The organism is Rhizorhabdus wittichii (genome assembly GCF_017607425.1).
Classification (GTDB): domain Bacteria; phylum Pseudomonadota; class Alphaproteobacteria; order Sphingomonadales; family Sphingomonadaceae; genus Rhizorhabdus; species Rhizorhabdus wittichii.
Window position 1 is genome coordinate 732,545 of the sequence record NZ_CP059319.1, and the last position, 23,543, is coordinate 756,087.

Sequence of the window (23,543 nt, forward strand, 5' to 3'; positions counted from 1 at the left end):
TTTCAGGAAAGCAGGAAGCCGCCGTCGACGGCAATCATCTGGCCGTTGACGTAGCGGCCGGCGGGGCCGGCCAGCAGCAGCACCGCGCCGGCCACGTCCTCGGGTGCGCCATAGCCGTGCAGCATCCGCGCCCGATCGGTGCCGGGGCCGCTGCGAGGCACGTCGGCCGCCACCGTCTCGGTGATGATCGCGCCGGGCAGGATCGCGTTGGCGGTGATCCCGTCGGCGGCGAAGTCGAGCGCGCAGTTGAGCGTGAACTGGTTGAGCCCCGCCCGCGACGCCGAATAGGCGCCGTTGCCGTGCAGCACCGGATGGCGGCTGCCGATCGTGGTCATGTTGACGATCCGCCCGCCGCCGGCCCGGCGCATCAGCGGCACCGCGCCCTTGGTGGCGAGGAAGGCGCTGCGCAGGTTGACCGCCTGGACATGGTCCCATTCGGCGGCGTCGATCTCGAGCGTCGGCCTGTTGTGGTTGAGCACCACGGCGTTGACGAGGATGTCGAGCCGGCCGTGGCGATCGCCGATGTCGGCGAACAGCGCCGCGACCGAAGCCTCGGAGGTCATGTCGACCGCCACCGCCTCGGCGCCCTCGATCCCGGCGGCGATCTCCCGCGCGCGGGGAAGGCGGGCCTCTTCGTCGGCGAGGATCACCGTCGCCCCGGCGGCGGCGAGCGCCACGGCGCTGGCGCGGCCCATGCCGACCGCGCCGCCGGTGACGAGCGCCACCCGGCCGGCGAGGCCGAACATCGCCGCGAGCGTGGCGGGATCAGGGACGCGGGACATCGTCGTAGATCCTTTCGGCCGGCCCGGTCAGGCAGACATATTCGGTGTAGATGCCGAGGTCCGCGCGGGTGTCGACATAGGCGTAGCGCAGATGGCCATCCATCACCGCGCCCTTCATCGGCACGGCGAGGCCGCTCGCGGAGATCGCTTCCTCCAGCGCGGCCCAGCCCGCCTGATCGGCGATGCGGTAGCCGAGATGGTGGAGGCGCGCAATCCCGTCGTCGGGGAGATGGTCGCGGTAGAGCGGCGGTGCTTCCGCATTGACCGCGATGATCTCGATCATCGTGTCGCCGGCCCAGGCATGGGCCGTCTGCATCCAGGGATTGGCCTGCTTGCGGCGGAAGCGCGCGATCCCGTAGCGCTCGCCGAGCCGCGCGGTCGCGGCGTCGAGATCGCGGGTGACGAAGCCGAATTGGTAGAAGCCGGTCAGGGGCAGCGCCGCGCTCATATGTCCCATTCCAGATGGAGGCTCGACACGCCGTTGACCGATCCCGAATGACTGTGCGGCCGGTGCGCGGGATCGAGGCGGACCTCGGGCATGCGCTTCGTCCACTCCTCCAGGAAGATGCGCAGCTCGGAACGGGCGAGCGGCGCGCCGACGCATTTGTGCGGGCCGTTGCCGAAGGTGTCGTGCGCCGGCGTCTCGCGGTCGAAATCGACCGTCAGCGGATCGGCGTGGAGGCGATCGTCCATGCTAGACATCGAGATCGGCACCATCACCATCTCGTCGGCCTTGAAGGTCACGCCCTTGTAGGCGACGTCGTGCTTGACCAGCCGGCCGGTGTTCGAAAGGCCGTGGCGGCGGATATATTCCTCGGCGGCGCGCCCGGCGATCGAAGGATCGTCGCGCAGGCGGCGGTGCAGTTCGGGATGCTTCGCCAGATGCCAGGCAGTGAAGGACAGCATGTTCGCCACCGTGTCGAGCCCGCCGAAGAAGACCAGCATCGCCATGCCGATCACCTCGTGCTCGCCGCCGAAGCGGGGGTTGTCGCGCCAGCCGGCGATGCGGCTCAGCAGGTCGTCGCCGGGCGCCGCGGCGCGCGCGTCGAGCACCTCGCGCAGAAAGGCGACGACCTTGCCGAGATAGCGGTCCTTGGTCGGCTGGTCGCTGGCGTCGATATAGCCGACCGCCCATTCGACGAACTCGTCGCGCCGGTCGAGCGGCAGGTCGACGATGCCGAGGAAGATCGTGACCGGCATGATCCGGGCGAACTGCCCGACGAACTCGCAAGCCCCGAGCGGGCGCAGCTTCTCGATCAGATCGACGGTGAGCGCGCGGACCTGCTCGCCCAGCGCCTGCACCCGCCTGGGGGTGAAGGAGGGATTGAGCACCGCGCGGTAGCGCGCGTGGAGCGGCGGATCGACCGTCAGCGGCGGCATCCGCACCGGGCTCGCGCCGCGCGGGATGGTGAACACCTCGTGGCTGAAGCTCTGATGGGTCTCCTGGACCCAGCGGATGTCCTCGGCGCGGGTCAGGATCCAGTGGCCGCCATTGTGCGGCGTCCAGACGATGTCGGGGCCGTCATGCAGCCGGTGCCAGGCGGTGTAGACGGTGTCCTCGTCGATGCCGGGCGGGTGGAAATAGTCGAAGTCGACGACCAGATCGTCGGGGACATGGGCGGGCTTGGCGACCCGGCTGTAATTGGGGACGTGAGCGTTCATGCGGGTTCCTCGCGAAGCTTGTCGTCGGAAGGAGGGTAGGGGCCGAGCAGCAGATAGGTGATCAGCGACAGACCGAGCGCGGCGGCGGCGGCCAGCAGCCCGGCGCGATAGTCGCCGAAGCGATCGTGCAGCATGCCGATGCCGACCTGTCCGACCACCGACATCAGCACCATCACCATCACCGTGCTGCCGTAGATCGTCGAATAATGGCGCAGGCCGAAATAGCGCGCGCAGAGATAGGCGACGATGTCGATCTCCGCGCCCTGGGCCATGCCGATCAGCATCGCCGCGAGCAGGGCGGTGGCGAGCGAGGGCGACGGCCCGATCAGCAGCAGGCAGCCGAGCATCGGCCCGAGGCTGAACAGGCAGGCGACCAGCGGCGCCCAGATCCGGTCGACCAGCGTGCCGGAGACGAGCGTGCCGATCAGCACCGATCCGGCGAGCACCCCGGTCAGCGTCGCGGCCATGCCGGCGGCGATGCCCTTCTCGGTCAGCAGCGGCTGGAATTGGCTGAGGATCGCCGACAGCGGCGCGTAGCCGAGCCCCGCGCACAGGCAGAGCAGCGCGACCCGATAGTCGCGCCGGGCGAGATGGAGGAAGGAGGTCTTGTCGGAGGCGGCGGCGGGTCTCTGGCCGGAGGCGCCGAGGTCGTGGATTCCGAACCAGCAGACCGGCAGGCCGACCAGCAGCACGATCCCGGCAAGCAGCAGGAAGCCGGCCTGCCAGCCCTCGCTCGCGATCAGCCGCTGGAGGATCGCCGGCAGCACCAGCCCGAGCAACGATATGCCGATCCGGGTGCAGGCGAGGGCGAGGCCGCGCGAGGCGCTGAACCGCGCCGCGACCACGCGGGTGAAGGCCAGCCCGGTGGTCAGGATGCCGACGAGCTGGAGGAAGAAATAGGTGGCGTAGAACTGGACCAGCGAGCCGCCCAGCGTGGTCATCGCCAGATAGGCGATGCCGGTCAGCAGCATCGCCGCCAGCAGCGGCCGCCGCACCCCGAAGCGATCGAGCAGGGCGCCGGCGAAGGGCGACAGTATCGCCGTCGCGAGCATGCCGTTATGGGCGAGCGCGATCTCGCCGCGGGTCCAGCCGAACGCCGCTTCCCAGGGCTGGATGAACAGGCTCGCGCTGAACTGGAGCATCGAGAAGCCCGTCGCCACGCCCACCGAGGCGGCGACGACGCTGCGCCAATGGGCGCGCCATTCGCGCCTCGCGCCGTCGGTCTGCTGATCGATCATCCGATGGTCCGTCGCAGGAGGAAAAGCGACGGCGCCGGCATGCGCTCCGGCGCCGTCAGTTCACCGTCAGAAGCTCGCGCCGAGTTCGAGGCCATAGGTGCGCGGCGGCGAGAGGATCGCGTTGGCGCCCGGCGCGGTGAACACCGGATAGGCGGTGTCGAACAGATTCTTGACGAACGCTGCGATCCGCAGCCTGGCCGGCCCGACCGAGATGTTCTGCAGGGTCATCCGGGCATTGGCGACGTCGCGATCGATGTCGAAGGCATAGGCGCCATAGGCGACGCGGCCGGTGCCCGGCGTCTTGCTGGCCATCGCATAGTCGACATGGAAGACGATCTGGCCGAACGCCATCTCGGGCAGGGCCCAGTCGAGCGCCGTCGTCACCGAATGCTTCGGCAGGCTCTGGATGCGCAGCTCGGCATTGGGATCGATGGTCTGGTAGCTCGGCGGCCGGTGGCCCTGGAGATAGCCGTAGCTCAGCGAGGTCTGGAGGCCGCCGGTCGGCACCGCGACGATCTCCAGCTCGCCGCCGCGGATGCGGGTGACGCCGGGCGCGTTGAGCGTGTCGGTGATCGCCGGGTTACCGGTCGGATCGAGCTGCGCGGTGATCTGGCGGTTGTGGATGCGGTTCTCGAACAGCGCCGCGTTGACCCGCAGACGCCGGTCGAGCAGGTCGCTCTTCACGCCGATCTCGTAGGACTTGTTGACCTCGGCGCCGAACGGCTTGAAGCCCGGCGAGCGGACCGACACGCCGCCGGCGCGATAGGCCTGGGCGTAGCGCGCATAGCCATGGATATTGTCCGCCAGGTCATAGGCGATGGTGAAGGCGGGATCGACGCGCTTCTCGCGGAAGGGCGTGCCGACGATATTGACCGGAGCCCCGCCATTGATGGTGCGCAGGAAGGTCTTCTTGTCGCTGGTGTAGCGCAGCCCGGCGGTCAGGTGCAGCCGGTCCCCGGCGAAGGCGGGCGTCCAGGTCGCCTGGGCGAAGGCGGCGTAGGAGGTCGATTCCGCGCGCTGGGAGGTCAGCCCCGACGTCGCGCTGCCGACCGTGAAGGGGTTGGTCGCGATCGCGTTGCGGAACGTCGGGTCGGTGTAGATGATGCTCAGGAAGCTCTGGCGGATGTCGCGGACCTTCTCGTTGAAATAATAGGCGCCGACGACATATTCGAGCTGGTCGGTCGATCCGATGAGCTGGAATTCCTGACTCTTCTGCTTCTGGGCGACATCGTTGTAGGCCACCACGCCCGAGATGCCGTAGACGCGGGTGACCGAGGCGGGCAGGCCGAGCGTGCCGGTGCCGAGCCCGGGGACCAGCGCCTGGATCGGCTGGCCCGCCGGGCCGAGCGAGGAGAGGGTGAAGGCGCCGCCGAGCTGGCCGGCGCCGATCTCCCGCGTCTTGCGATAGGCGCTGATCGAACGGAGCTTGAGGCTGCCGCTGATCTCCCATTCGGCCTGCAGGCTGTGGCCGAGCGTCTTCACGTCGAACGGCGCGTTGTACATCGGGATCCAGCTGTCGTCCGTCCGGCTGTGGATGCTGTCGGTCAGCGGCCGGGCGCCCCGGAAGGTCGCCAGCGGGGTCAGCGGGCCGTTGGGCTGGAACCCGAAAGGCGGCTGGACGAGGACGTTGTAGTCGCGGGTGTCCCTGGTCTTGCTGTGGTCATAGGCATAGTCGATCGTGACCGTGTCGACCGGCTGCCAGCGGACGCTGGCGCGGTAGCCCTCGGCGTCATAGGCGGCGAAGTCCGCCTGGCGCGCCAGCTTGGGATCGCGCGGGCCGTTCTTCGTATAGCCGTCGTGCCGACTGTTCAGATAGTCGAGCTTGATCGCGAAGCCGGCGATCGCCGGCAGGTTGAGATGCGCTTCGTAGCGGCGCTGGTCGTAATTGCCGACGGTCGCCTTGGCGGTGCCGCCGAACTCGCCGGTCGGCTTCTTGGTGACGATGCGGATCGCGCCGCCTTCCGCGTTGCGGCCGAACAGCGTGCCCTGCGGTCCGCGCAGCACCTCGACCCGCTCGGGATCGGCCAGCTCGGTGCCGAGCCCCTGGCCGCGGCCCAGATAGACGTCGTCGATATAGACGGCGGTGCCCAGTTCGGTGGTGGCCTGGCCAGGATCGGCGTTGGTGACGCCGCGCGTGTCGACGATCAGCAGCGACTGGCTACCCGCGAAGGGCTGCATCACCACGCCGGGCGGCGGCGTCTGGAACAGCGAGGCGAGGTTGGTCGCGCCCTTCTGCTCGAGCGCCGCGCTCGAATAGGCGCTGACCGCGATCGGCACGTCCTGGAGATTCTCTGCGCGCTTCTGCGCGGTGACGACGATCTCCTCGACGCCGGTGAAGCTTCCCTCATCGGGCGGGGTCGCCGCCGTCTGGGCCGCGGCCATGGCCGGCAGGCTGCAGATCGTGAGGAACAACGCCTTCCTATATGCTCGCATAACACCTCCCCTGCGCCGTCTAAGGCGACATTCTTGTAAATGAGGCATGTACCTTAGATCGAACAGGGCGGTGCCGTCAGAGGGCGGCGCAAGCCATCACATTCCTGATCAGAGGCCTGATCAGAGGGGCGTCAGGAGGACGTCAGGGGTGTCGCGCGGGTCGCAGGCAGAGCGCCACGATCATGTCGATGCCCTCCGCCAGGAAGGCGTCCTCGGGCATCACCGGCCGGCCTTCGGCGACGTCGCAGTCGCGATCGAAGATCATGTCGAACAGCGAGCAGCAGGCATAGCGGAGGCGATGCATCAGCAGGTCCTCGGGGATATCCCCGGCGAGCTCCTTGAGCAGGCTGATCGCCTCCAGGCTGGCGGGGGTCGTCCCCATCTCGCGCGCGCGCAGCTCCTGCCCCTGGCGCCAGCGCAGCGCATGGCGGAAGAAGGCGGTGTAGCGGTGGACGCCCTGGGCATCGAGCAGCTCGTAATTGGGCTGCACCAGCAGCCGCGCCACGGCATGGGGATCGCGGGTCTCGCCGCGTTCATGCATTTGACGCAGCAGCATTTTCCGGCGCGCTTCGAGCGTCGGCAGGCGATGCTGCCAGATTGCCCGGATCAGCTCGGCCCGGTCGCCGAAATGATAATTCACCGCCGATTTGTTGGCGACGTTCGCCTCCAGCCCGATCTGGCGCAGCGACACCGCCTCGATGCCGTAGCTGCCGAACAGCCGCTCGGCGGCTTCGATGATCGCCATCGGCGTGGATTTATAGGAGCGGGAAGCGTGGCCGGCCATGCCGTCGGGGGTGCGCCGAACGCCTTGCGCGGTCAAGCCATTCGCGCTCCGGAGGCGGCATGGCCGGCGCGCGTCGGAGGGCGGCGCGGGATCGTTGCCGCATCCCCGCGACAACCGGCGAGGCGCCCGTCGGCCAGCCTTCGGCATATATCAGATAGACGATGAGGCGCCTTCCTTACCGGCCGGGCTCTATGGGGCGGGGCACGAACCGGATATCAGGATCGGGTGAGGCCGGACAACGGCCCCGGGGATCACCGTAACCAACCTAGCCATTGAGATATTGGGGAGGAAGCATGCGCTGTCGCACCATTTTTCTGTCGGGATGCGCTTTCGCGCTGAACGCGCTGCCGAGCATGGGCATGGCCCAGACCGCCGTTCCGCCGCAGGCGGCCGAGGCCGCTGACGTCGCCGCCGGCGACATCGTCGTCACCGCCCGTCGCCGTGAGGAATCGATCCAGGACGTGCCGATCTCGGTCTCGGCCCTGTCGGGCGAGCAGCTCCGCCGCCAGGGCGTCACCGACGCCCAGTCGCTGCAATATGCGACGCCGTCGCTGTCGATCACCAGCGCGCAGAGCCAGCGCAACACCGTGGCCTTCGCGCTGCGCGGCCAGCGCACCCAGGAGACCCAGCTCTTCACCGATCCGCCGGTCGGCACCTATTTCGCCGAAGTCGTCCAGCCGCGCCCCTATGGCTTCGGCAAGACCTTCTTCGACCTCCAGTCGGTCCAGGTGCTCAAGGGCGTCCAGGGCACGCTGTTCGGCCGCAACATGACCGGCGGCGCCGTGCTCGTCGAGCCGGCCCATCCCGAGCTCGGCTCGTTCAGTGGCGAGGTCCGCGGCCAGTACGGCAATTACGACATGAAGGACCTCTACGGGATGGTGAACATCCCGGTCGGCGACAATTTCGCGATCCGCGTCGCCGGCAAGACCCGCAAGCGCGACGGCTGGGCCCATGAGGTGACCACCGGCCGCGATTACGACAACCAGGATTTCAACACCTTCCGCGTCTCCACGCTGTGGAAGCCGATCGAGGGGCTGGAGACGCTGACCGTCGGCGACTGGTACAAGTCGAAGGAGCACGGCACTGCCGCGTTCATCACCGACCTGCGCCTGCCCTCGGTCATCTCCAACTATGAAGGGCTGCGCGCGGCGGGCCTGATCACCGCCAACATCCCGGCGCAATATGCCGCCGCCCGCGACATGTTCTACAAGAAGCACTTCACCCTCGACATGGGTGCGGGCGAGGGCGGCAATCTCGACGTCTTCGGCAAGCCCTATGAGAACATCAAGAACTGGGGCATCACCAACAAGACGACCTGGGAGCTGAGCGACACGATCACGCTGAAGAACATCTTCGGCTATCGCCGCCTCCAGCGCGACCAGGTGCAGGATTATGACGGCATTCCCGCCTTCCTGATCACGCCTTATCAATATGCCCGCAGCCGCAACATCAGCGAGGAGTTCCAGATCCAGGGCAAGGCCTTCGACCGGAAGCTCGATTATATCGCCGGCCTCTATTATTTCGAGGAGAAGGGCAAGGACGGCTCGCTGGCCAACACGCTGCCCGAGCTCAACATCGTCGGCGCCGGCCAGAACCCGCGCACCGCGTCCGCGACCCAGTTCGTTACCGCCAACCCCGGCGTCGGCTATTCGCGGACGGCCGCGGCCTTCCTGGCCGGCACGTTCCACGCGACCGACCAGCTCAGCCTGTCGGGCGGCCTCCGCTACAATTACGACAAGCGCAAGATCACCGTTTCGCCGTCGCTGCCGTTCCGGACCAATCCGGCCGGTGGCACGGGCGTCTGCTCGTTCGATATCGACGCGGCGACCGCCGGCACCCAGACGGTGCCGTTCGACCAGTGCTCGTTCACCAACCAGAAGTCGTTCAAGGAATGGACCTACGACGCGACCGTCCAATATGAGCCGTCGGCGAACGTCACCGCCTATGCCTCCTACCGACACGGTTTCCGCGCTGGCGGCTTCTCGACCCGCGCGACCAGCTACGTCACCCTCGCGCCGTTCCTGCCCGAGTTCGTCGACGAATATGAGATCGGCCTGAAGACCAGCACCCGGATCGGCTCGTCGGGCCGCCTGACGACCAGCACGGCGATCTTCCGGCAGGACGGCTCGGACGTGCAGAAGCAGCGCGCGACCTTCGTCAACGGCAACGTCTTCACGGTCATCGACAACACCGCCAAGCAGCGCAACAGCGGCGGCGAGTTCGAGGCGACGCTGAGCGTGCCGAACTTCTCGCTGACCGGCTTCTACTCCTACACCAAGGTGAAGATCCTGCGCGGCGCGGCTGTATCGGCGATCGGGCCGGAGATCGCGCAGCGCGGCACGCCGAAGAACCAGGCGGGCTTCACGGCGACCGTCTCGCCGCCGATCTCGGAGGATGTCGGCCAGCTCAACCTGATCGGCAACTTCACCTGGCGCAGCAAGAATTATCTCGACGATTTCGAGGTGAGCGGCGTCCAGCCGGCCTTCGCGCTGGTCAACCTGCGCGCCGAGCTCAACGACATCGGCGGGTCGAAGGCCTCGATCGCGTTCTTCGTGAACAACGCGACCAACGAGGTCTACCGCATCGGCGTCCTCGGCCTCGTCGCCGAAGGCCTCGGCTTCTCGTCGAGCGTCTATGGCGAGCCGCGGATGTATGGCGTCGAGCTGGGCTACAAATTCTAACCCCTCGGTCCGCAAGGCCGAACCTCAGCAGGGGCGCACCATGTGCGTCCCTGTTTTCTTTTGGCCTGCTTTCTTTTGGCCTGTTTTCTTTTGTGGGGAGGACAGCATGGTTGAGATCGTCCATCGACCGGCCCTGCCGCTGCCCTTGACGCCAGAGCAGGTCGACGCCGGCTGGCTGACCCGCGCGCTGGGCCAGACCACGCCCGGCGCGGTGGTGGCTGCGGCCGACATCGTCGACATCGTCTGGGGGACATCGACCAAGATCAGGGTCCGCGTCGACGGGCATGACGGGCAGGGGGCGGCGTTGCCCGCCACGCTGATCGTCAAGGGCGGCTTCGAGGAGCACAGCCCCCGGATGGCGGCGATGTACGCCAATGAGGCGCGCTTCTACGCCGACATCCAGCCGCACGTGCCGATGCCGTCGCCGCGCTGCTGGTTCGCCGGATCGGACCCGGCGTCGCACCAGTCGATCGTGATCATGGAGGACCTGCGCCGCGATGGACTGGCCTTCTGCGATCCGCTCCAGCCCCAGGATTTCGAGCCGATCGCCTGCCGGCTGGAGGTGATGGCCGGCTATCACGCCGCGACCTGGCAATCGCCGCGCTTCGAGCCGGGCGGGTCGTGGTCGGACATCCACAGCCGGTTCGAAAGCTGGGGCCTCGACTATATGCGCCGCTATCTCGTCGCCGACGTCTGGGCGCACTACATGGCCTCGCCGCGCGGCGCGGCGGTCTCCCGGCGCTTCCACGACCGCGCCTGGATGGAGCGCGCGCTGCTGCGGATCGGCGAGATCCAGCATGCCCAGCCGCGATGCCTGATCCACGGCGACACCCATCTCGGCAATCTCTACGTCGCCGAGGACGGCACGCCGGGCTTCTTCGACGCGCAGGTGGCGCGCACCGCCTGGCATCATGAGGTGTCCTACCACATCGTCTGCGCCGCCGACCTCGCCGACCGGGCGGAATGGGAGCGGCCGCTGCTCGATCGCTATCTCCGGGCGATGGCCCGCCATGGCGTCGCGCTCGACGCCGAGGCGGCGTGGCTCGACTATCGCCGCTCGATCGCCTGGGGGCTGTTCATCTTCCTGACCAACGAGGTGCGGTTCCAGACCGAGTCCGTGAACACCGCCTATGCCGCCCGCTTCTCGCAGGCGGCGCTGGACCATGACCTGAGGGAATTGCTGCCTTAGACCCTCCCATCGTCATTCCCGCGAAAGCGGGAATCCATGGACGGCGGCCTGCAAGAGATCGGAGGTTCCGTGACCGTGGATTCCCGCTTTCGCGGGAATGACTGAAGGAATCCGATCCGGAATGCGTCAGGGCCCCTCGATCAGGCTGTGGCCGGTCATCCCCGCGATCTGGCTGACGCCGGCGTCGACCGGCAGCAGGACGCCCGTGATCAGCCGCGCTTCGGGCGAGGCGAGGAACAATGTCGCCGCCGCGACGTCCCAGGCGTCGCCTTCGATGCCGAGCGGGCCGACCTTGCGGCGCTTCTCGCGCAGCGGGGCGAGCTGCGGGTTGTTGGCGACGTGCGGCGTGTGGAGATGGCCGGGGGAGACGATGTTGGCGCGGATGCCCTGGCGGCCGTAGACGGTCGCGATCTCGCGGGTGAAGGCGTCGAGCGCGGCCTTGGCCGGGCCGTAGCCGAGCGACCCGTGCGCGCGCTGGCCGGCGGTCGAGGAGATGTTGACGATCGCCTTGCCGCGCCCCTCAACCAGCGCCGGGATCGCCGCCCGGCACATGTGGAAGGCGCCGGTCAGGTTGACGTCGACGATCTCCCGCCAGGTCGCGTCGTCGATGTCGGCGAGCTTCGGGCCGCCGAAGCCCCGGCCGACATTGTTGACCAATATGTCGAGCGTGCCGAAGGCGGCGAGTGCCTCGGCGACGATCCGCTCGCAATCCTCCGCGCGGGTGACGTCGCCCGCGCAGGCGACGGCTTCGCCGCCCGACGCCTCGATCATCGCCACGGTGCGCTCGGCATTGGCGCGGTCGCGCGTGACGACACAGACCCGGGCGCCTTCGCGCGCGAACAGCAGCGCGATGGCGCGGCCGTTGCCCATCTCCTCGCCGGGCGCGCCGGCGCCGGTGACGATGGCGGCCTGGCCGGCGAGGCGGTCGTGATAGCGGCTGGGTTCGGGCATGCTCGCCTCCTCAGATCGCGCTGCGGCCGCCGTCGATCAGATAGGCGCCGCCATGGATGTGCGGCGCCTCGTCCGAGGCGAGGAAGGCGACCAGCGCCGCCACCTCCTCAGGCTCGCCCAGCCGCGCCTGCGGCGAGCGGGCGACGAGCATCTCGATCATCTCGGCGCTGCTGTTGGCGAGGATGTCGGTGTTGGTGGTGCCGGGGCACACCGCGTTGATGCGGATATTGTCGCGCGCATAGTCGGCGGCGGCGGCGCGGGTCATCATCAGCACCGCGCCCTTCGAGGTGATGTAGGGGCTCGACAGCGCGGTCGCGCGGAAGCTGCCGGTCGAGGCCATGTTGACGATCGATCCGCCGCCCTGGCGCAGCATGTGCGGGATCACCGCGCGCTGCATCAGATAGACGCCGCGCACATTGACCCCCATCACCTTGTCCCAATCCTCGGGCGGCTGCTCGTGGAGCCGAAGCCGCCGGGGATTGCCGATCCCGGCATTGTTGACCAGCACATGGACGCCGCCGAAGCGCGCGACGACATCGGCCACCATGGCGTCGATCGCCGCCTGGTCGGCGACGTCGCAGATCATGCCATGGGCCTTTGCGCCCGCCGCCGCGACGGCATCGTCGAGCTTGGCCCGATTGACGTCGGTGCCGACCACGATCGCGCCTTCGCTGGCGAGCCGCGCCATGCACGCCCGGCCGATCCCGGCCCCGGCGCCGGTGACGATCGCGACCTTGCCCTCGAAGCGGCGGTTCATGCCGACGCTCCCTGCTCGATCATATGCTGGTCGATGCGCGCGTTGAGCCTGGCGACGAGCGCGCGGTCGGACAGCTCGACGAAATAGCCGAGCTGCGCGACCGTATCGAGGTGGACCACCGCGGCGTCGCCATTGGGCATCGTCGCGCCCCAGCTCTCGAACACGCATTCGACGCCGCCGGGCCGCTGGCCGAGATCGTCGACCGCATAGCCGAGGTGGAAGATGCCTTCGCCGCGCGTCTCCAGCCATTCCTTCGCATTGCCTTCGCCGATCACCGGCTCGATCATCTCGAGATAGACGTCGCCCCATCGGGTGAAGGCGTTGCGGTTGGCGAAGCGGCCGCGCCAGTCGCGGTAGCGCCCCTCATAATCGGTATCGAGCCGCCAGAAGGGGCCGAGGCCGAGCAGGCGGCGATACTGCTCCATGCCCGCGTCGATGTCGCGGACGACGACGCCGATCTGGTAGAAATCGCCCTCGAATCTCATGGTCTCGTTCTCCGTCATGCGAGGTCGTGGCGCGCGATGTAATCGGCGAAGCGATCGCGGACCTGATCGTCGGTGATGCCGAACTCGCCCGACGAATAATCGTGCCGGCCGTGCTTGCCCTGCGGGTTGTCGCCGATGAACGCCTGCATCGCCGTCTCGGCCTCGGCGCTCAGCGTCAGGCCGAAATGGCGGTAGATGCGGCGCACCGTGCCCAGCTTGTCGGCGATCAGGTCGCGATAATGGACGTCGAGCACCGCCGCGCCGGGATGCCGCTCGCGCGCCTCGCGCATCCGCTCGACCGCCCGGGCGAAGATGTCGAGCCGGATCGGGCCGGTCTCCGCCTTCTCGAACAACTGGCCGTTGCGCCAGATCAGGCTCGCGCCCGACGCGATCGTCTCGACCGGGTTGCGATGGAGCACCACCACCCGCGCGTCGGGGAAGACGCGCAGCATCGCGTCCATGCCGTAGCTGTGCGACGGATTCTTGAGCAGCCAGGTGCGGTCGCGCGCCCGCGCGCCCATCAGCCGCAGATTGTCCTTGTAGCGCCGGTAGGAGGGCTCCTCGTCGGCCTCGTACCACCAGTGGCGATAGTCGGGCAGCGGCAGCGTCGAGTTGAATGTGTTGGTCATGAAGCTCTGGCTCATGACGGTGATGCACTCGTCGGCCAGCGCCGCGCCCATGTCGTGCGCGGCGCGCAGGCCCGGATTGGCGGCGAAGGTCGCCTCCAGCCGGTCGTGGACCTGGCGATATTGGGGATGGCTCTCCCATTCCTCGCGGGGCGGGCGGATCAGCGGCGCCTCGCCCACCCAGCGCGGCGTCCACTGGAACTGCGGATCGACCGACATCAGGAAGTGGAGGATCGTCGTGCCGCTGCGCGGCAGGCCGGTGATGATCAGCGGCGCGGGCACCGGATCGTCGAGCAGCTCGGGATGCGCGTTCCACCCGGCCTGCGAGGCGAGCCGGCCGACCAGCAGGTTGACCGCCATCGCGCCGAAGCGCGGGGCGATCCGATCGTGGCGCGGGCTGGCCCTGATCGCGTCGATCAGGACGCCGAGCCCCTCGCGATAGCCGTCGTCGCCGAAATCGGAGCGGCCGGTGCGCGCGATCGCTTCCTCGTGCAGCGCGTCGGCGTCGGTCGGATCGAAGCCGCTCATCGTTGGAACCGCCGGGCGAGCTGCTCGCGGCGCTTCGACAGCGTCGCGCGGCGGGCGTCGGCATCGACCGCCGGATGATCGGCGGGCAGGGCGGCGCGAACGGCGTCGACCTTGAGCAGGCGCGAGACCGGCGTCGGGATCGCCCGGTCGGGGCGGAACCAGCGATAATGGAGGAAGCCGCGTCGGGCGCCGCCGGTGTCGAGCCAGTTGGGCACCCCCGGATCGCGCGCCGAGGTCACGAAGCGCGCCTTGCCGTCGCCGTCGACATGCGCCTGGCGGGCGTTGAGCGAGGTCTGCCGGTTCATGATGTCGGGCGCTTCCCACCACATATTGTAGAGGGTGAAGCTCCAATAGGGCCCGTCGGGCAGGTCGGTCTCGATCAGGATCGCCTCGTCCTCGGCGAGGTCGAGGCAGATGATGCCGTAATAGAGCCAGGCCTTGCCGCCGGTCATCGGCGGCTTGAAGTCGCGGACGCCGGGCGGCTCGGTGCTCGGCGGGGTGATGGCGTTGGGCGGATTGTCGGCGCGGACATTGGCGGCGCGCTGGTTCCACCAGCGGGCGGCGGCCAGGAACAGCCGGGTGGCGTTGGCGACCTGGTCGGCCAGCCGGTCCGCGGACAGGGCGGGGGGATAGGCCGGCGCGCCGGGGTCGATCCGCTCGATGGTCAGCCAGCCCGGCGGCAGGTCGCGATCCCAGTCCCAGTCGTAGCGGCGCACGGTGATGCCGTTGCCGGCGGTGGGATATTGATCGGGTATGCCGGTGTCGCCGGTCAGGCCCGGGGCGATCGGGGTCCAGTTGCCGGGTTGCTCGTCGGCCGAGACGACCACCTCGAAATCGCCATTGGCGGCGGTCGCGATATTGTCGTGCCACAGCCGGCCGATATTGACGCTGCGCCCGTCGCCGCCATTGTTGCCGCGCAGCCGATAGGTCGCGTCGCCGCGCAGCGCGGCCATGAAATAGGCGATGTTGTTGTCGGGCCCGCCATAGCGGAAGCGATCGTCCATCTGCCGCAGGAACAGCGGGAAATCGGGGTCGTTGAAATCGAGCCGGTGCTGCAGGCTCATCGCGGCGAGCCGCGCGATCGAGCGCAGCAATTCGGCCAGCTCGCCGCCGTCGGCCGGATCGCCGAGCGCGCCGTCGATCGCTTCCGACGCGACCTGCTTGAGCGCGTCGCAATGGCCGTTCCACGCCGCGCGCAGCTTTTCCCGTTCCTCGGCGCTGATTGCCATGGTCCTCTCCCGCTATGGGGGTGAGGATCGCGCGGCCGGGGCCTCTCGACCAGTAGCTTTCAGGACATTATCATAGGCAGAAGTGACAAGCCCCGCCGATCTCCTTTGCATCGCCATGCTGTGCGATCCCGACACCCAGCGCGCCAGCCTGGCGCCGCTGCGCGACCTCGCCCGGCTGTCGGAGCGGCTCGCGAGCGAGCTTGACGGGCAGGCGGGGATGCAGCCCTTGCATCTCGACCTGCTCCACGACGCGCGGCTCGGCGAGGCGCCGCTGTCGGAGAGCCGGCCGATCGCCTTCCGGCCGGGCGGCGAGCGCTACGACCTGGTCTATGTGGCGGCCGGGGAGGACCCCGCGACCGGCGACGACTGGGGGGATGCGCGGCTGAGCGAATGGCTGCGCTGGCACCATGACCGCGGCGCCTGGGTGGTGGGGCTCGGCTCGGGCGTGCTGGCGCTGGCGGCGGCGGGGCTGCTCGACGGCGGCCCGGCCTCGATCCCGCCGCGCCACGCCCGGCTCGCGCGGCAGCGCCATCCGGACATCCGGCTCGCCCATGTCGGGGCGATCGCGGAACATGGCCGGGTGCTGACCGCCGCCGAGCCTTCCTCGGTGTTCGCGCTGGTGGTGGCGATGACGCGGCGCTTCCATTCGCACGGCTTGGCCGAGCGCTATCGCCGCGCCTGCGGCCTGCCCGAGACGGCGGTGCCCGACAATGCGCTGCTGCCGATGCGCAGCAACCAGGATCTGCTGATCGCCGAGGCGCGCGCCTGGATCATCGCCCATATGCACGACGCGATCGACACCAATGCGGTGGCGGCGCAGTTCCACGTCAGCGCGCGCACCCTGGCGCGCCGGTTCGAGCGGTCGATGGGGATCAGCCCGGCGCGCTACCTGCGCGAGGCGCGGCTCGACGCCGCCCGCTCGATGCTGCACCGGACGCGCTTCTCGATCGAGCAGATCGCGCATCTGGTCGGCTATCGCGACGTCGGCTTCTTCCGCGACCTGTTCCGCAAGAGCAGCGGCTGCTCGCCACGCGCCTACCGCATGGCCGCTCAGGCCGGAACGACATCCCCAACAAGCTGATCGCGCAGCACGAATTTCTGGATCTTGCCCAGCGGCGTGCGCGGGAAGTCCTCGACCAGGAACAGGTGGCGCGGCACCTTGTAATTGGCCATGCGCTCGCGGCTCCACGCGGTCAGCTCGGCGAGCGACAGCGCGGCGCCGGGGCGCGGGATCACGCAGGCGGCGCAGACCTCGCCCATCCGATCGTCGGGCCAGCCGATCACGCAGACGTCGGCGACCGCCGGATGCGCGCGCAGGACATGCTCGATCTCGGCCGGATAGGCGTTGAACCCGCCGACGATGACGACGTCCTTGAGCCGGTCGAGGATGCGGACCGTGCCGTCCGCGTTCAGGCAGGCGACGTCGCCGGTGTGGAGCCAGCCCTCGGCGTCGATCGTCGCGGCGGTCTGCTCGGGGTCCTCGAAATAGCCCCGCATGACGTTGGGGCCGCGCACCAGCAGCTCGCCGCTCTCCTCGGCGATCCGCACCTCGACGCCGGGCAGCGGCACGCCGACCGTCCGGGCGATCGTCTCGAAATCGCTGTCGGGATAGTTGACCGTCACCAGCGCGGTCGTCTCGGTCTGCCCGAAGCTGGTCAGGAACAGGTCGAAGCCGAACATCTCGCGCCCTGCCCGGATCAGGTCGACCGGGACATTGGCCGCGCCGGTATGGCCGACGCGGAGCGAGGAGATGTCGTAGGCGCCGAAGCGCGGATGCTCCATCAGCGTGGTGAAGATGGTCGGCGGCCCCATCAGCACGCTGATCCGCCCGCGCTCGATCAGCTTGAGCACGGCTTCGGGATCGAAGCTGGCGACCGGGAAGACGGTCATCCCCGCGACCAGCCCCGACACCCAGCCCGACCGGTAGCCGAAGCTGTGGAAGAAGGGGTTGACGATCAGCGCCCTATCGCCCGCGCGCAGGTCGTTCGAGCGGTTCCAGTTGGCGACCATCCACAGCGCCTGGCCGTGATCATGCATCGCCCCCTTGGGGAAGCCGGTGGTGCCGCTGGTGAACAATATGTCGGCGATGCTGTCGGGGCGGACCGCGGCGATGCGGGCGGCGAGCGCGGCGTCGTCGCACCGGTCGGCCTCGAACGCCGCGAGCGAGGCGTCGTCGAGCAATATGATCTCGCGCAGATTCGGCAGCGCGGCGACCGGATGGACGACGCCCGCGCCGCCGCCGGCCTGGCGCAGCATCGCGGCATAGTCATTGCCCAGGAAGCCTGCGACGGTGAACAGGACGCGCGCCCGCGTCTTGCCGAGCGCGTAGAGCGCCTCGGCGCCCTTGAAGCGGGTGTTGATCGGCACCATGATCGCGCCGATGCTCTCGATCGCCGAGGCGGCGACCATCCATTCGGGGCTGTTGGGCGCCCAGATCGCCACCCGGTCGCCATATGCGACGCCATGCGCCACCAGCGCCGCCGCGAGCCGGTCCGCCCGGTCCCGGAACGCCGCGAAGCTCGTCGCCCGGCCGTCCTCGCCGACGACGAACGGCGTGTCGCCATAGGCCGCGGCGACATGGGCGATCAGCGCGGGCAGCGTGTGATCGAGCGAGATGGTCAGCCCGGAGAAATGCGGGCTCGCCGCGTCGTCCATGGTCAGAGCAGGCCGCGCTCTTCCGACGTCTGCAGCCCGTCCGGCGACACGCCCGCCTCGCGCATCGCCTCGATCACCGCGGTGGTGGCGGTGGCTATGCAGGGGAAGCCGACATAGGGGGCGAGCTGGACGAGGATGCCCTCCAGCTCGGCGACGGTGAGGCCGTTGGCGATGCCGATCTTGACGTGGTTCTTCAGTTCGAGCGGCTGGCGCTGCGCCACCAGCATCGCGATGATCGCGATGCTCTTCTCCTTGCGGCTGATGCCATCATGCTGCCAGGCGTCGTGGAAGCAGGCGGTGGCCGCCATGCGGGTGATCGGCGCGCCGAACCGGTCGGAGGCGGCGGAATCGCGGAACGCCGATCCGAACGCCTCGCCCATGATCCCGGTGATGAAGCCGATGCCGGCTTCCTGCTTGTCGTCGAGCTTGGCCACGCCGTTCCTTTCGTCCTGATGTCTTGTCTATTCGGCGGCGGCCAGCGCGGGCGCGGGGCGGCCGTGGCGGACCAGCCGGCCCGGCAGCCTGCCGGTCGGGCGGCCGCGCCGATAGGTGATCTCGCCCGAGACGATCGTCGCCTCATAGCCGTCCGACTGCTGGCTGAGCCGCTTGCCGCCGGCGGGAAGGTCGTGCCTCACGCGCGGCGCGTAGAGGTGCAGCCGGTCGAGGTCGATCAGGTTGAGATCGGCCTTGTAGCCGGGCTTGATCACGCCGCGATCGAACAGGTTGACGGTCTCGGCGGTCTCGCGGCTGAGCATGCTGACGGCCTGCTCGATCGGCATCTTGTGGCTGTCGCGGACATATTCGGACAGCATGTAGGTCGGATAGGCCGCGTCGCAGATCATCCCGTAATGCGCGCCGCCGTCGCCCAGGCCCAGCACCGTGCCCGGCTTGCCGAACAGGTCGACCGCCGCGTCGAAGCGGTTGTTCTCGGTATTGCCCATCGGGCAGTAGATGATCGCCTTGCCGTTCTGGCGCAGCAGCTCGTCATACATCAGCTCGCGCTCGTCGATGCCCAGCGTCTCGGCGCGCGCCTTGATGCTGTCGCTCGGGTGCGGGTTGTAGTTGGGCGGGTCGCCGAGCGGGAACAGGATGTGGGTCTGCTGGACGACCCAGAGGAAGAAGGGGTTCGGGTCCTCGGGCTGCTCGGACAATAGCTGCTGGCGGAAGGCGGGATCGCGCATCCGCGCGACCTTCTCCTCCAGCGGCAGATGCTCGATCTGCTTGTAGCTGGGGTTGAGCGAGAAGGGGTGGTAGCTCAGCTCGATCCCGAACAGCATGCCGATCGGGCGCGGGAAGAACTGGCCCTGGATGCGGCGTCCGTCCTGCTTGGCCCGGGCGAGCCCCTCGAGCAGCGGCTCGGGCCCGCCGACCACCTGCGATCCGGTGAACAGGCTGAAATTGACCGACTTGCCGCCCGACGTCTCGTTGAGCGTCTCGATGACCTCCCATTCGTGCGGGGTCGGCAGGTTGGTGTTGGGGATGATCTGGAACACGCCGGCGCCGGCGTCCTTCAGGCCCCCGGCCAGCGCCTTCAGCTCGTCGACCTCGGTCTTGGTCGAGGGGGCGGGGCGGCCGTCGCGGAAGCTGTGCGCGAGCTGGCGCGAGGTGGTGACGCCGAGCGCGCCGGCCTCGATCGCCTCGCGGGTGATGCGGCGCATCTCGGCCAGGTCGGCCTCGGTCGGCGGCTCCAAATTGGTGCCGCGCTCGCCCATCACATAGACGCGCAGCGGGCTGTGCGGGAGTTGGGCGGCGAAGTCGACGTCGGTGCGCCGGGTGTCGAGGAAGTCGAGATATTCGGGGAAGGTCTCCCACTTCCACGGAACGCCGTCGGTCATCACCACCTCGGGGATGTCCTCGACGCCTTCCATCAGCTTGACCATCAGCTGGCGATGCTCGGGCCGCGACGGCGCGAAGCCGACGCCGCAATTGCCCATCACCACCGTCGTCACGCCATGGTTGGAGGACGGCGCGAGGGTGTTCTCCCAGGTGACCTGGCCGTCATAATGGGTGTGGACGTCGACGAAGCCCGGCGTCACCGTCAGGCCGGTCGCGTCGATCTCCTCGCGGCCCTTGCCCGCCACCGTGCCGACCGCGGCGATGGCGCCGTCGCTGATCGCCACGTCGGCCTGGAAACCGGGCGCGCCGGTGCCGTCGACGACGGTGCCGCCACGGATCACGATGTCAAATTCCGCGCTCATCCTAATCCTCGCTTTTGCCCGGGAAGACGCCGCATGGGGGCGTCCGCGATCCGGCCATGGCCGATCCTGCTGGGCTTCCCGAGCGAAGATAGGATGCGGGGGAGGGGCGTCAACCGCGGCGTCGCCCCGGGCCCCGGCGCGCGCCGACTCATCGGCCATCTGATGGGATGGCGCGGGTGCCATCAGATGGCCGATGGACGCGGCCGGCTTCTATTCGGCCCAAAAGCGGTAGCGTATAGCCCGGTCGAACAGGCGGCGCGGCGACAGCAGGTCGGACCCGCACGCGCTTCACCAGCCATATTGGAGTCGTGATGTCTTCCCAAGCGCAACCCAAGTCGGCCGACCGCACCCCGCTCTATGCGGGGCCGATCTTCGACGCCGATACCCATTTCTGGGAGACCGACGAGGCGTGGACCCGCTATCTGCCGCGCGACGCCGCCGAGAAATACGGCATCAGCTTCAAGACCGGCGAGGATGGCGACTTCGCCATGTATGTCGGCCCGCGCAAGGTGGAGATCAGCGCCGATCACCTGTTCGAGGACGGACGCGTGCCGGCGCCGGGCAAGCTCCACGAATGGCTGCGCGCGATGAAGGAGGGCAAGGCCGAGATCGACCTGCACGTGCCCAAGACCGCCGACATGATGGAGCCCGCCGCGCGGGTGGAGAAGCTCGACGGCTGGGACGTGCGATCGTCGATCCTGTTCATCGGCAACATGATCACCGCGATCAGCTTCCTCGACGATCCGCGCTACGCCTATCCGGTGCTCAACGCCTATAATGGCTGGATGTACGACCAGTGGAAGTACAATTACGACGACCGCATCTACACCGCGCCGATCGTCACGCTCGATGACGTCGACGAGGCATGCAGGCAGCTGCGCGACGTGATCGGGAAGGGCGCCAAGCTGATCCTGATGCCGATGGGCCCCTATAACGGCAAGGCGCCCGCGCATCCCGACCACGACCCCTTCTGGGCGATCGCCAACGAGGCCGGCCTCCGCGTCGTCTTCCACGTCTCCGAAGCGATCTACATGAAGCACCACATGGCGGTGTGGGGCGAGCCGGTGCAGCAGTCGCGTATCAAGCAGACCGCCTTCGTCTGGATGCACGGCTATTCCGAGCGCCCGGTGGTCGAGACGCTGTCGAGCTTCATCTTCTGGAACTTCTTCGCGCGCTTCCCGAAGGTGAAGCTGCTCTCCGCCGAGAACGGGGCGGAGTGGGTGCCGGCGATGCTGACCAAGATGGACAAGTGCCGGGGCATCGCCAAGAACGGCTTCTGGCCCGGCGGCCAGCTCAAGGACCGCCCGAGCCGCATCTTCGCCGAGCATGTCTCGGTCGTCGCCTATCCCGAGGACGACCTCCGCTCGATCGTCGATCAGGTCGGCACCGCCGACTGGCTGCTGATGGGATCGGACTATCCCCACGCCGAAGGCGTCGAGGAACCGCGCATCTTCGCCGACGAAGCCTGCCGCGGACTCTCGGCCGGGGATACCCGCAAGATCATGTACGAGAACGGCATGCGCTTCATGGGCCTGCCTTACTGACGACAGGCCATCAGTCCCCGGAAAGGAGCTCCGGCACGGCCGTCACCGGCCGGCCGGACGCTTCATGCCCGGCGTCGATCAGCAATTGCAGGAAGGCGTCATAGCTGTTCCGCATGCGATCGAGCGGGGCGGCGAGCATCATCGCGCCGATCGGCTCGTCGTCGGGGCCGAACACCGGCACCGACATGGCGGCGGTGTCGCTCAGCATCTCGCCGAAGCTGGCGCAATAGCCGGTCCGCCGTATCTCCTCGAGGTCGGCCATGATGTCGGCCTCGGTGATCCGGGTGCTCTCGGTGAGCGGGCGCAGCTTGGCCCGCTTGAGATAGGCGCTGACGCGGGCCGGCGGCGCATGGGCGAGCAGCACCCGCCCCGCCGCGCTGGCATAGAGCGGCGCGCGGATGCCGACATGCATCGCATAGCGGACCGGCTGGGTGCTGTTGACCGCCTCGGTATAGATGGCCTGGCCGATCTCCCAGTCGGCGATCGCGAAGCCGACCGATTCATGGGTGGTCCGGGCGAGCGCCTTGAGCGGCTGGCGGACGACCTCGGGCGCCGACCAGGTCGACATGATGCGGCCGGCCAGGCGGTAGGCGACCGGCCCCAGCCGGTAGCGGCCTTCCTCCTGCACCAGGTAGCGCATGTCGCACAGGCCGCGCAGCGTATCGAGGAAGGTGCTCTTGGGCACCGCCATCGCGGCGCTGATCTCGGCGAGGCCGAGCCCGTCGCGGTGCTTCGACAGCAGCATCAGCAGGTCGAGCACGCGCCCGATCGCCCTGGGTCCCTTGACCGTCCGCGCCTCCGCCTTCGGTGATGTCGTCATCGTGGAATTCCCCATGTCCCTGGGCGATGCATAGCCGTTCGAAAAATCGAACACAATTCGAAAAAGCTTTGCGCATCACGTCCGTGATGCTACACCCGCTTCAGGATCAGCGAGTCTCAGGAGAGGGAGAGCATCGATGGCCACCAGCGATTCACGGACGATCAAGTCGGCGCACCGCGTCCTCGAAATCCTCGAATATTTCGACCAGGACCGTCGCCACGCCACGGTGATGGATATGTCGCGGACCTTGTCCTACCCGCAGTCGAGCACGTCGGAGCTGCTGCGCTGCCTGACCCGGCTCGGCTATCTGCACTACAACCGCTTCCGCCGCACCTACAGCCCCACCGCCCGCGTCGCCCTGCTCGGCGCCTGGGTGAAGCCGGCGCTGTTCCGGGGCGGCCCCGTGCTGTCGGCGATCGACCGGGTGTCCGACCTGGTCGGCGAGACGGTGATCCTGTCGACGGCGTCCAACTATGTCGTCCAGCATCTCCACGTCATCCACGGGCAGGAGGAGGACGCGATCGACGCGCATGTCGGCGACACGCTGCCGCTGCTGCACAGCCCGCAGGGCAAGCTGCTGCTGTCGAGCTACCAGAACGACCATATCCGCTCGGCGGTCCACCGCCTCAACGCCGAGGAGGGCGACGCCTCGCGCCATGTCCGCCTCGCCGACGTGATGGAGGAGATGGCGGCGCTGCGCGAGAAGGGCTGGCTGGTCACCGACGAGGAGGATGGATCGGGCTGCATCGCGGTGCTGCTGCCGGCGCGGCGCGGCATGGACCGGCTGGTGATCAGCGTGCTCGCCTCGCGCGAGGTGATCGAGCAGCGCTCGGGCGAGATCATCGCCGCCCTGCTCGACCATCGCGACGAGATCGACGCGGTCGAGGGCGCCGAGGTGCGGGAGATGACCGAGAGCAATCTCGCCCGCATGAACGACAATGTGAAGATCGTGAGCTATCGCCGCCACTTCGCTTGAGGTGA

Annotated in this window: 20 protein-coding genes; 5 read left to right on the forward strand and 15 right to left on the reverse strand. The window is 68.5% G+C overall.

What is annotated here, in order from left to right; translation table 11 throughout:
* Window positions 1-2: 2 nt before the first annotated feature.
* The 6 genes from HRJ34_RS03590 to HRJ34_RS03615 form a co-directional block, all read right to left on the reverse strand.
* Window positions 3-782 (reverse strand): SDR family NAD(P)-dependent oxidoreductase, encoded by a 780-nt coding sequence (locus HRJ34_RS03590; RefSeq protein ID WP_208633365.1) that lies wholly within the window; start codon window positions 780-782, stop codon window positions 3-5.
* Window positions 766-1,230: a VOC family protein gene (locus HRJ34_RS03595; RefSeq protein WP_208633366.1), complete on the reverse strand. Its 465-nt coding sequence runs from the start codon at window positions 1,228-1,230 to the stop codon at window positions 766-768. Before HRJ34_RS03595 ends, HRJ34_RS03590 begins: the two co-directional genes overlap by 17 nt.
* On the reverse strand, window positions 1,227-2,444 hold the full coding sequence (locus HRJ34_RS03600; protein WP_208633367.1) for a cytochrome P450: 1,218 nt from the start codon (window positions 2,442-2,444) through the stop codon (window positions 1,227-1,229). Before HRJ34_RS03600 ends, HRJ34_RS03595 begins: the two co-directional genes overlap by 4 nt.
* Window positions 2,441-3,682, reverse strand: coding sequence for an MFS transporter (locus tag HRJ34_RS03605; protein WP_208633368.1), 1,242 nt, complete (start codon window positions 3,680-3,682; stop codon window positions 2,441-2,443). The genes HRJ34_RS03600 and HRJ34_RS03605 overlap by 4 nt, the downstream gene beginning before the upstream one ends.
* Before the next feature lie 66 nt (window positions 3,683-3,748).
* Entirely contained in the window at window positions 3,749-6,115 is a 2,367-nt protein-coding gene (locus HRJ34_RS03610) for a TonB-dependent receptor (RefSeq protein WP_208633369.1), read from the reverse strand.
* Between the two features lie 142 nt (window positions 6,116-6,257).
* Entirely contained in the window at window positions 6,258-6,899 is a 642-nt protein-coding gene (locus tag HRJ34_RS03615) for a TetR/AcrR family transcriptional regulator (protein WP_226949031.1), read from the reverse strand.
* A gap of 293 nt (window positions 6,900-7,192) precedes the next feature.
* Between HRJ34_RS03615 and HRJ34_RS03620 the strand changes: the two genes are divergently transcribed.
* Complete coding sequence (locus tag HRJ34_RS03620; protein WP_011951153.1) at window positions 7,193-9,580, forward strand: TonB-dependent receptor; 2,388 nt, start codon at window positions 7,193-7,195, stop codon at window positions 9,578-9,580.
* A 106-nt stretch (window positions 9,581-9,686) separates the two neighbouring features.
* Window positions 9,687-10,769: a protein kinase family protein gene (locus tag HRJ34_RS03625; protein ID WP_208633370.1), complete on the forward strand. Its 1,083-nt coding sequence runs from the start codon at window positions 9,687-9,689 to the stop codon at window positions 10,767-10,769.
* Between the two features lie 126 nt (window positions 10,770-10,895).
* Here HRJ34_RS03625 and HRJ34_RS03630 read toward each other — a convergent pair whose 3' ends face one another.
* Genes HRJ34_RS03630 through HRJ34_RS03650 form a run of 5 tightly spaced genes read right to left on the reverse strand, consistent with a single transcriptional unit; the run spans window position 10,896 to window position 15,345 of the window.
* Window positions 10,896-11,720: an SDR family NAD(P)-dependent oxidoreductase gene (locus HRJ34_RS03630; RefSeq protein ID WP_208633371.1), complete on the reverse strand. Its 825-nt coding sequence runs from the start codon at window positions 11,718-11,720 to the stop codon at window positions 10,896-10,898.
* Window positions 11,721-11,730: 10 nt separating this feature from the next.
* Complete coding sequence (locus HRJ34_RS03635) at window positions 11,731-12,477, reverse strand: SDR family NAD(P)-dependent oxidoreductase (RefSeq protein WP_208633372.1); 747 nt, start codon at window positions 12,475-12,477, stop codon at window positions 11,731-11,733.
* Window positions 12,474-12,962 (reverse strand): VOC family protein, encoded by a 489-nt coding sequence (locus HRJ34_RS03640; protein WP_208633373.1) that lies wholly within the window; start codon window positions 12,960-12,962, stop codon window positions 12,474-12,476. Before HRJ34_RS03640 ends, HRJ34_RS03635 begins: the two co-directional genes overlap by 4 nt.
* A gap of 14 nt (window positions 12,963-12,976) precedes the next feature.
* Window positions 12,977-14,116, reverse strand: a complete 1,140-nt coding sequence (locus HRJ34_RS03645) for a sulfotransferase family protein (RefSeq protein ID WP_208633374.1) — start codon at window positions 14,114-14,116, stop codon at window positions 12,977-12,979.
* Window positions 14,113-15,345, reverse strand: coding sequence for a DUF1214 domain-containing protein (locus tag HRJ34_RS03650; protein WP_208633375.1), 1,233 nt, complete (start codon window positions 15,343-15,345; stop codon window positions 14,113-14,115). The genes HRJ34_RS03645 and HRJ34_RS03650 overlap by 4 nt, the downstream gene beginning before the upstream one ends.
* 82 nt (window positions 15,346-15,427) lie before the next feature.
* Between HRJ34_RS03650 and HRJ34_RS03655 the strand changes: the two genes are divergently transcribed.
* Entirely contained in the window at window positions 15,428-16,426 is a 999-nt protein-coding gene (locus tag HRJ34_RS03655; protein WP_226949032.1) for a helix-turn-helix domain-containing protein, read from the forward strand.
* Here the strand turns inward: HRJ34_RS03655 and HRJ34_RS03660 are convergent.
* From HRJ34_RS03660 to HRJ34_RS03670, 3 genes are read right to left on the reverse strand one after another with little or no spacing between them, the layout of a single operon-like run.
* Entirely contained in the window at window positions 16,396-18,000 is a 1,605-nt protein-coding gene (locus tag HRJ34_RS03660) for an AMP-binding protein (protein WP_208633376.1), read from the reverse strand. The genes HRJ34_RS03655 and HRJ34_RS03660 overlap by 31 nt on opposite strands.
* Before the next feature lie 2 nt (window positions 18,001-18,002).
* Window positions 18,003-18,434: a carboxymuconolactone decarboxylase family protein gene (locus HRJ34_RS03665; protein WP_030090067.1), complete on the reverse strand. Its 432-nt coding sequence runs from the start codon at window positions 18,432-18,434 to the stop codon at window positions 18,003-18,005.
* Window positions 18,435-18,461: 27 nt separating this feature from the next.
* Window positions 18,462-20,198 carry an N-acyl-D-amino-acid deacylase family protein gene (locus tag HRJ34_RS03670; RefSeq protein WP_011951163.1) on the reverse strand — a complete coding sequence of 579 codons (1,737 nt, stop codon included), beginning with the start codon at window positions 20,196-20,198 and terminating at the stop codon, window positions 18,462-18,464.
* Between the two features lie 311 nt (window positions 20,199-20,509).
* Between HRJ34_RS03670 and HRJ34_RS03675 the strand changes: the two genes are divergently transcribed.
* On the forward strand, window positions 20,510-21,742 hold the full coding sequence (locus tag HRJ34_RS03675) for an amidohydrolase family protein (RefSeq protein ID WP_011951164.1): 1,233 nt from the start codon (window positions 20,510-20,512) through the stop codon (window positions 21,740-21,742).
* A 10-nt stretch (window positions 21,743-21,752) separates the two neighbouring features.
* Here HRJ34_RS03675 and HRJ34_RS03680 read toward each other — a convergent pair whose 3' ends face one another.
* A complete protein-coding gene (locus HRJ34_RS03680; RefSeq protein ID WP_011951165.1) occupies window positions 21,753-22,562 on the reverse strand; it encodes an IclR family transcriptional regulator in 810 nt (269 codons plus the stop codon).
* Window positions 22,563-22,698: 136 nt separating this feature from the next.
* Here HRJ34_RS03680 and HRJ34_RS03685 point away from each other — a divergent pair, with 136 nt between their 5' ends.
* Window positions 22,699-23,538: an IclR family transcriptional regulator gene (locus HRJ34_RS03685; RefSeq protein ID WP_011951166.1), complete on the forward strand. Its 840-nt coding sequence runs from the start codon at window positions 22,699-22,701 to the stop codon at window positions 23,536-23,538.
* The last annotated feature ends 5 nt before the right edge of the window (window positions 23,539-23,543 follow it).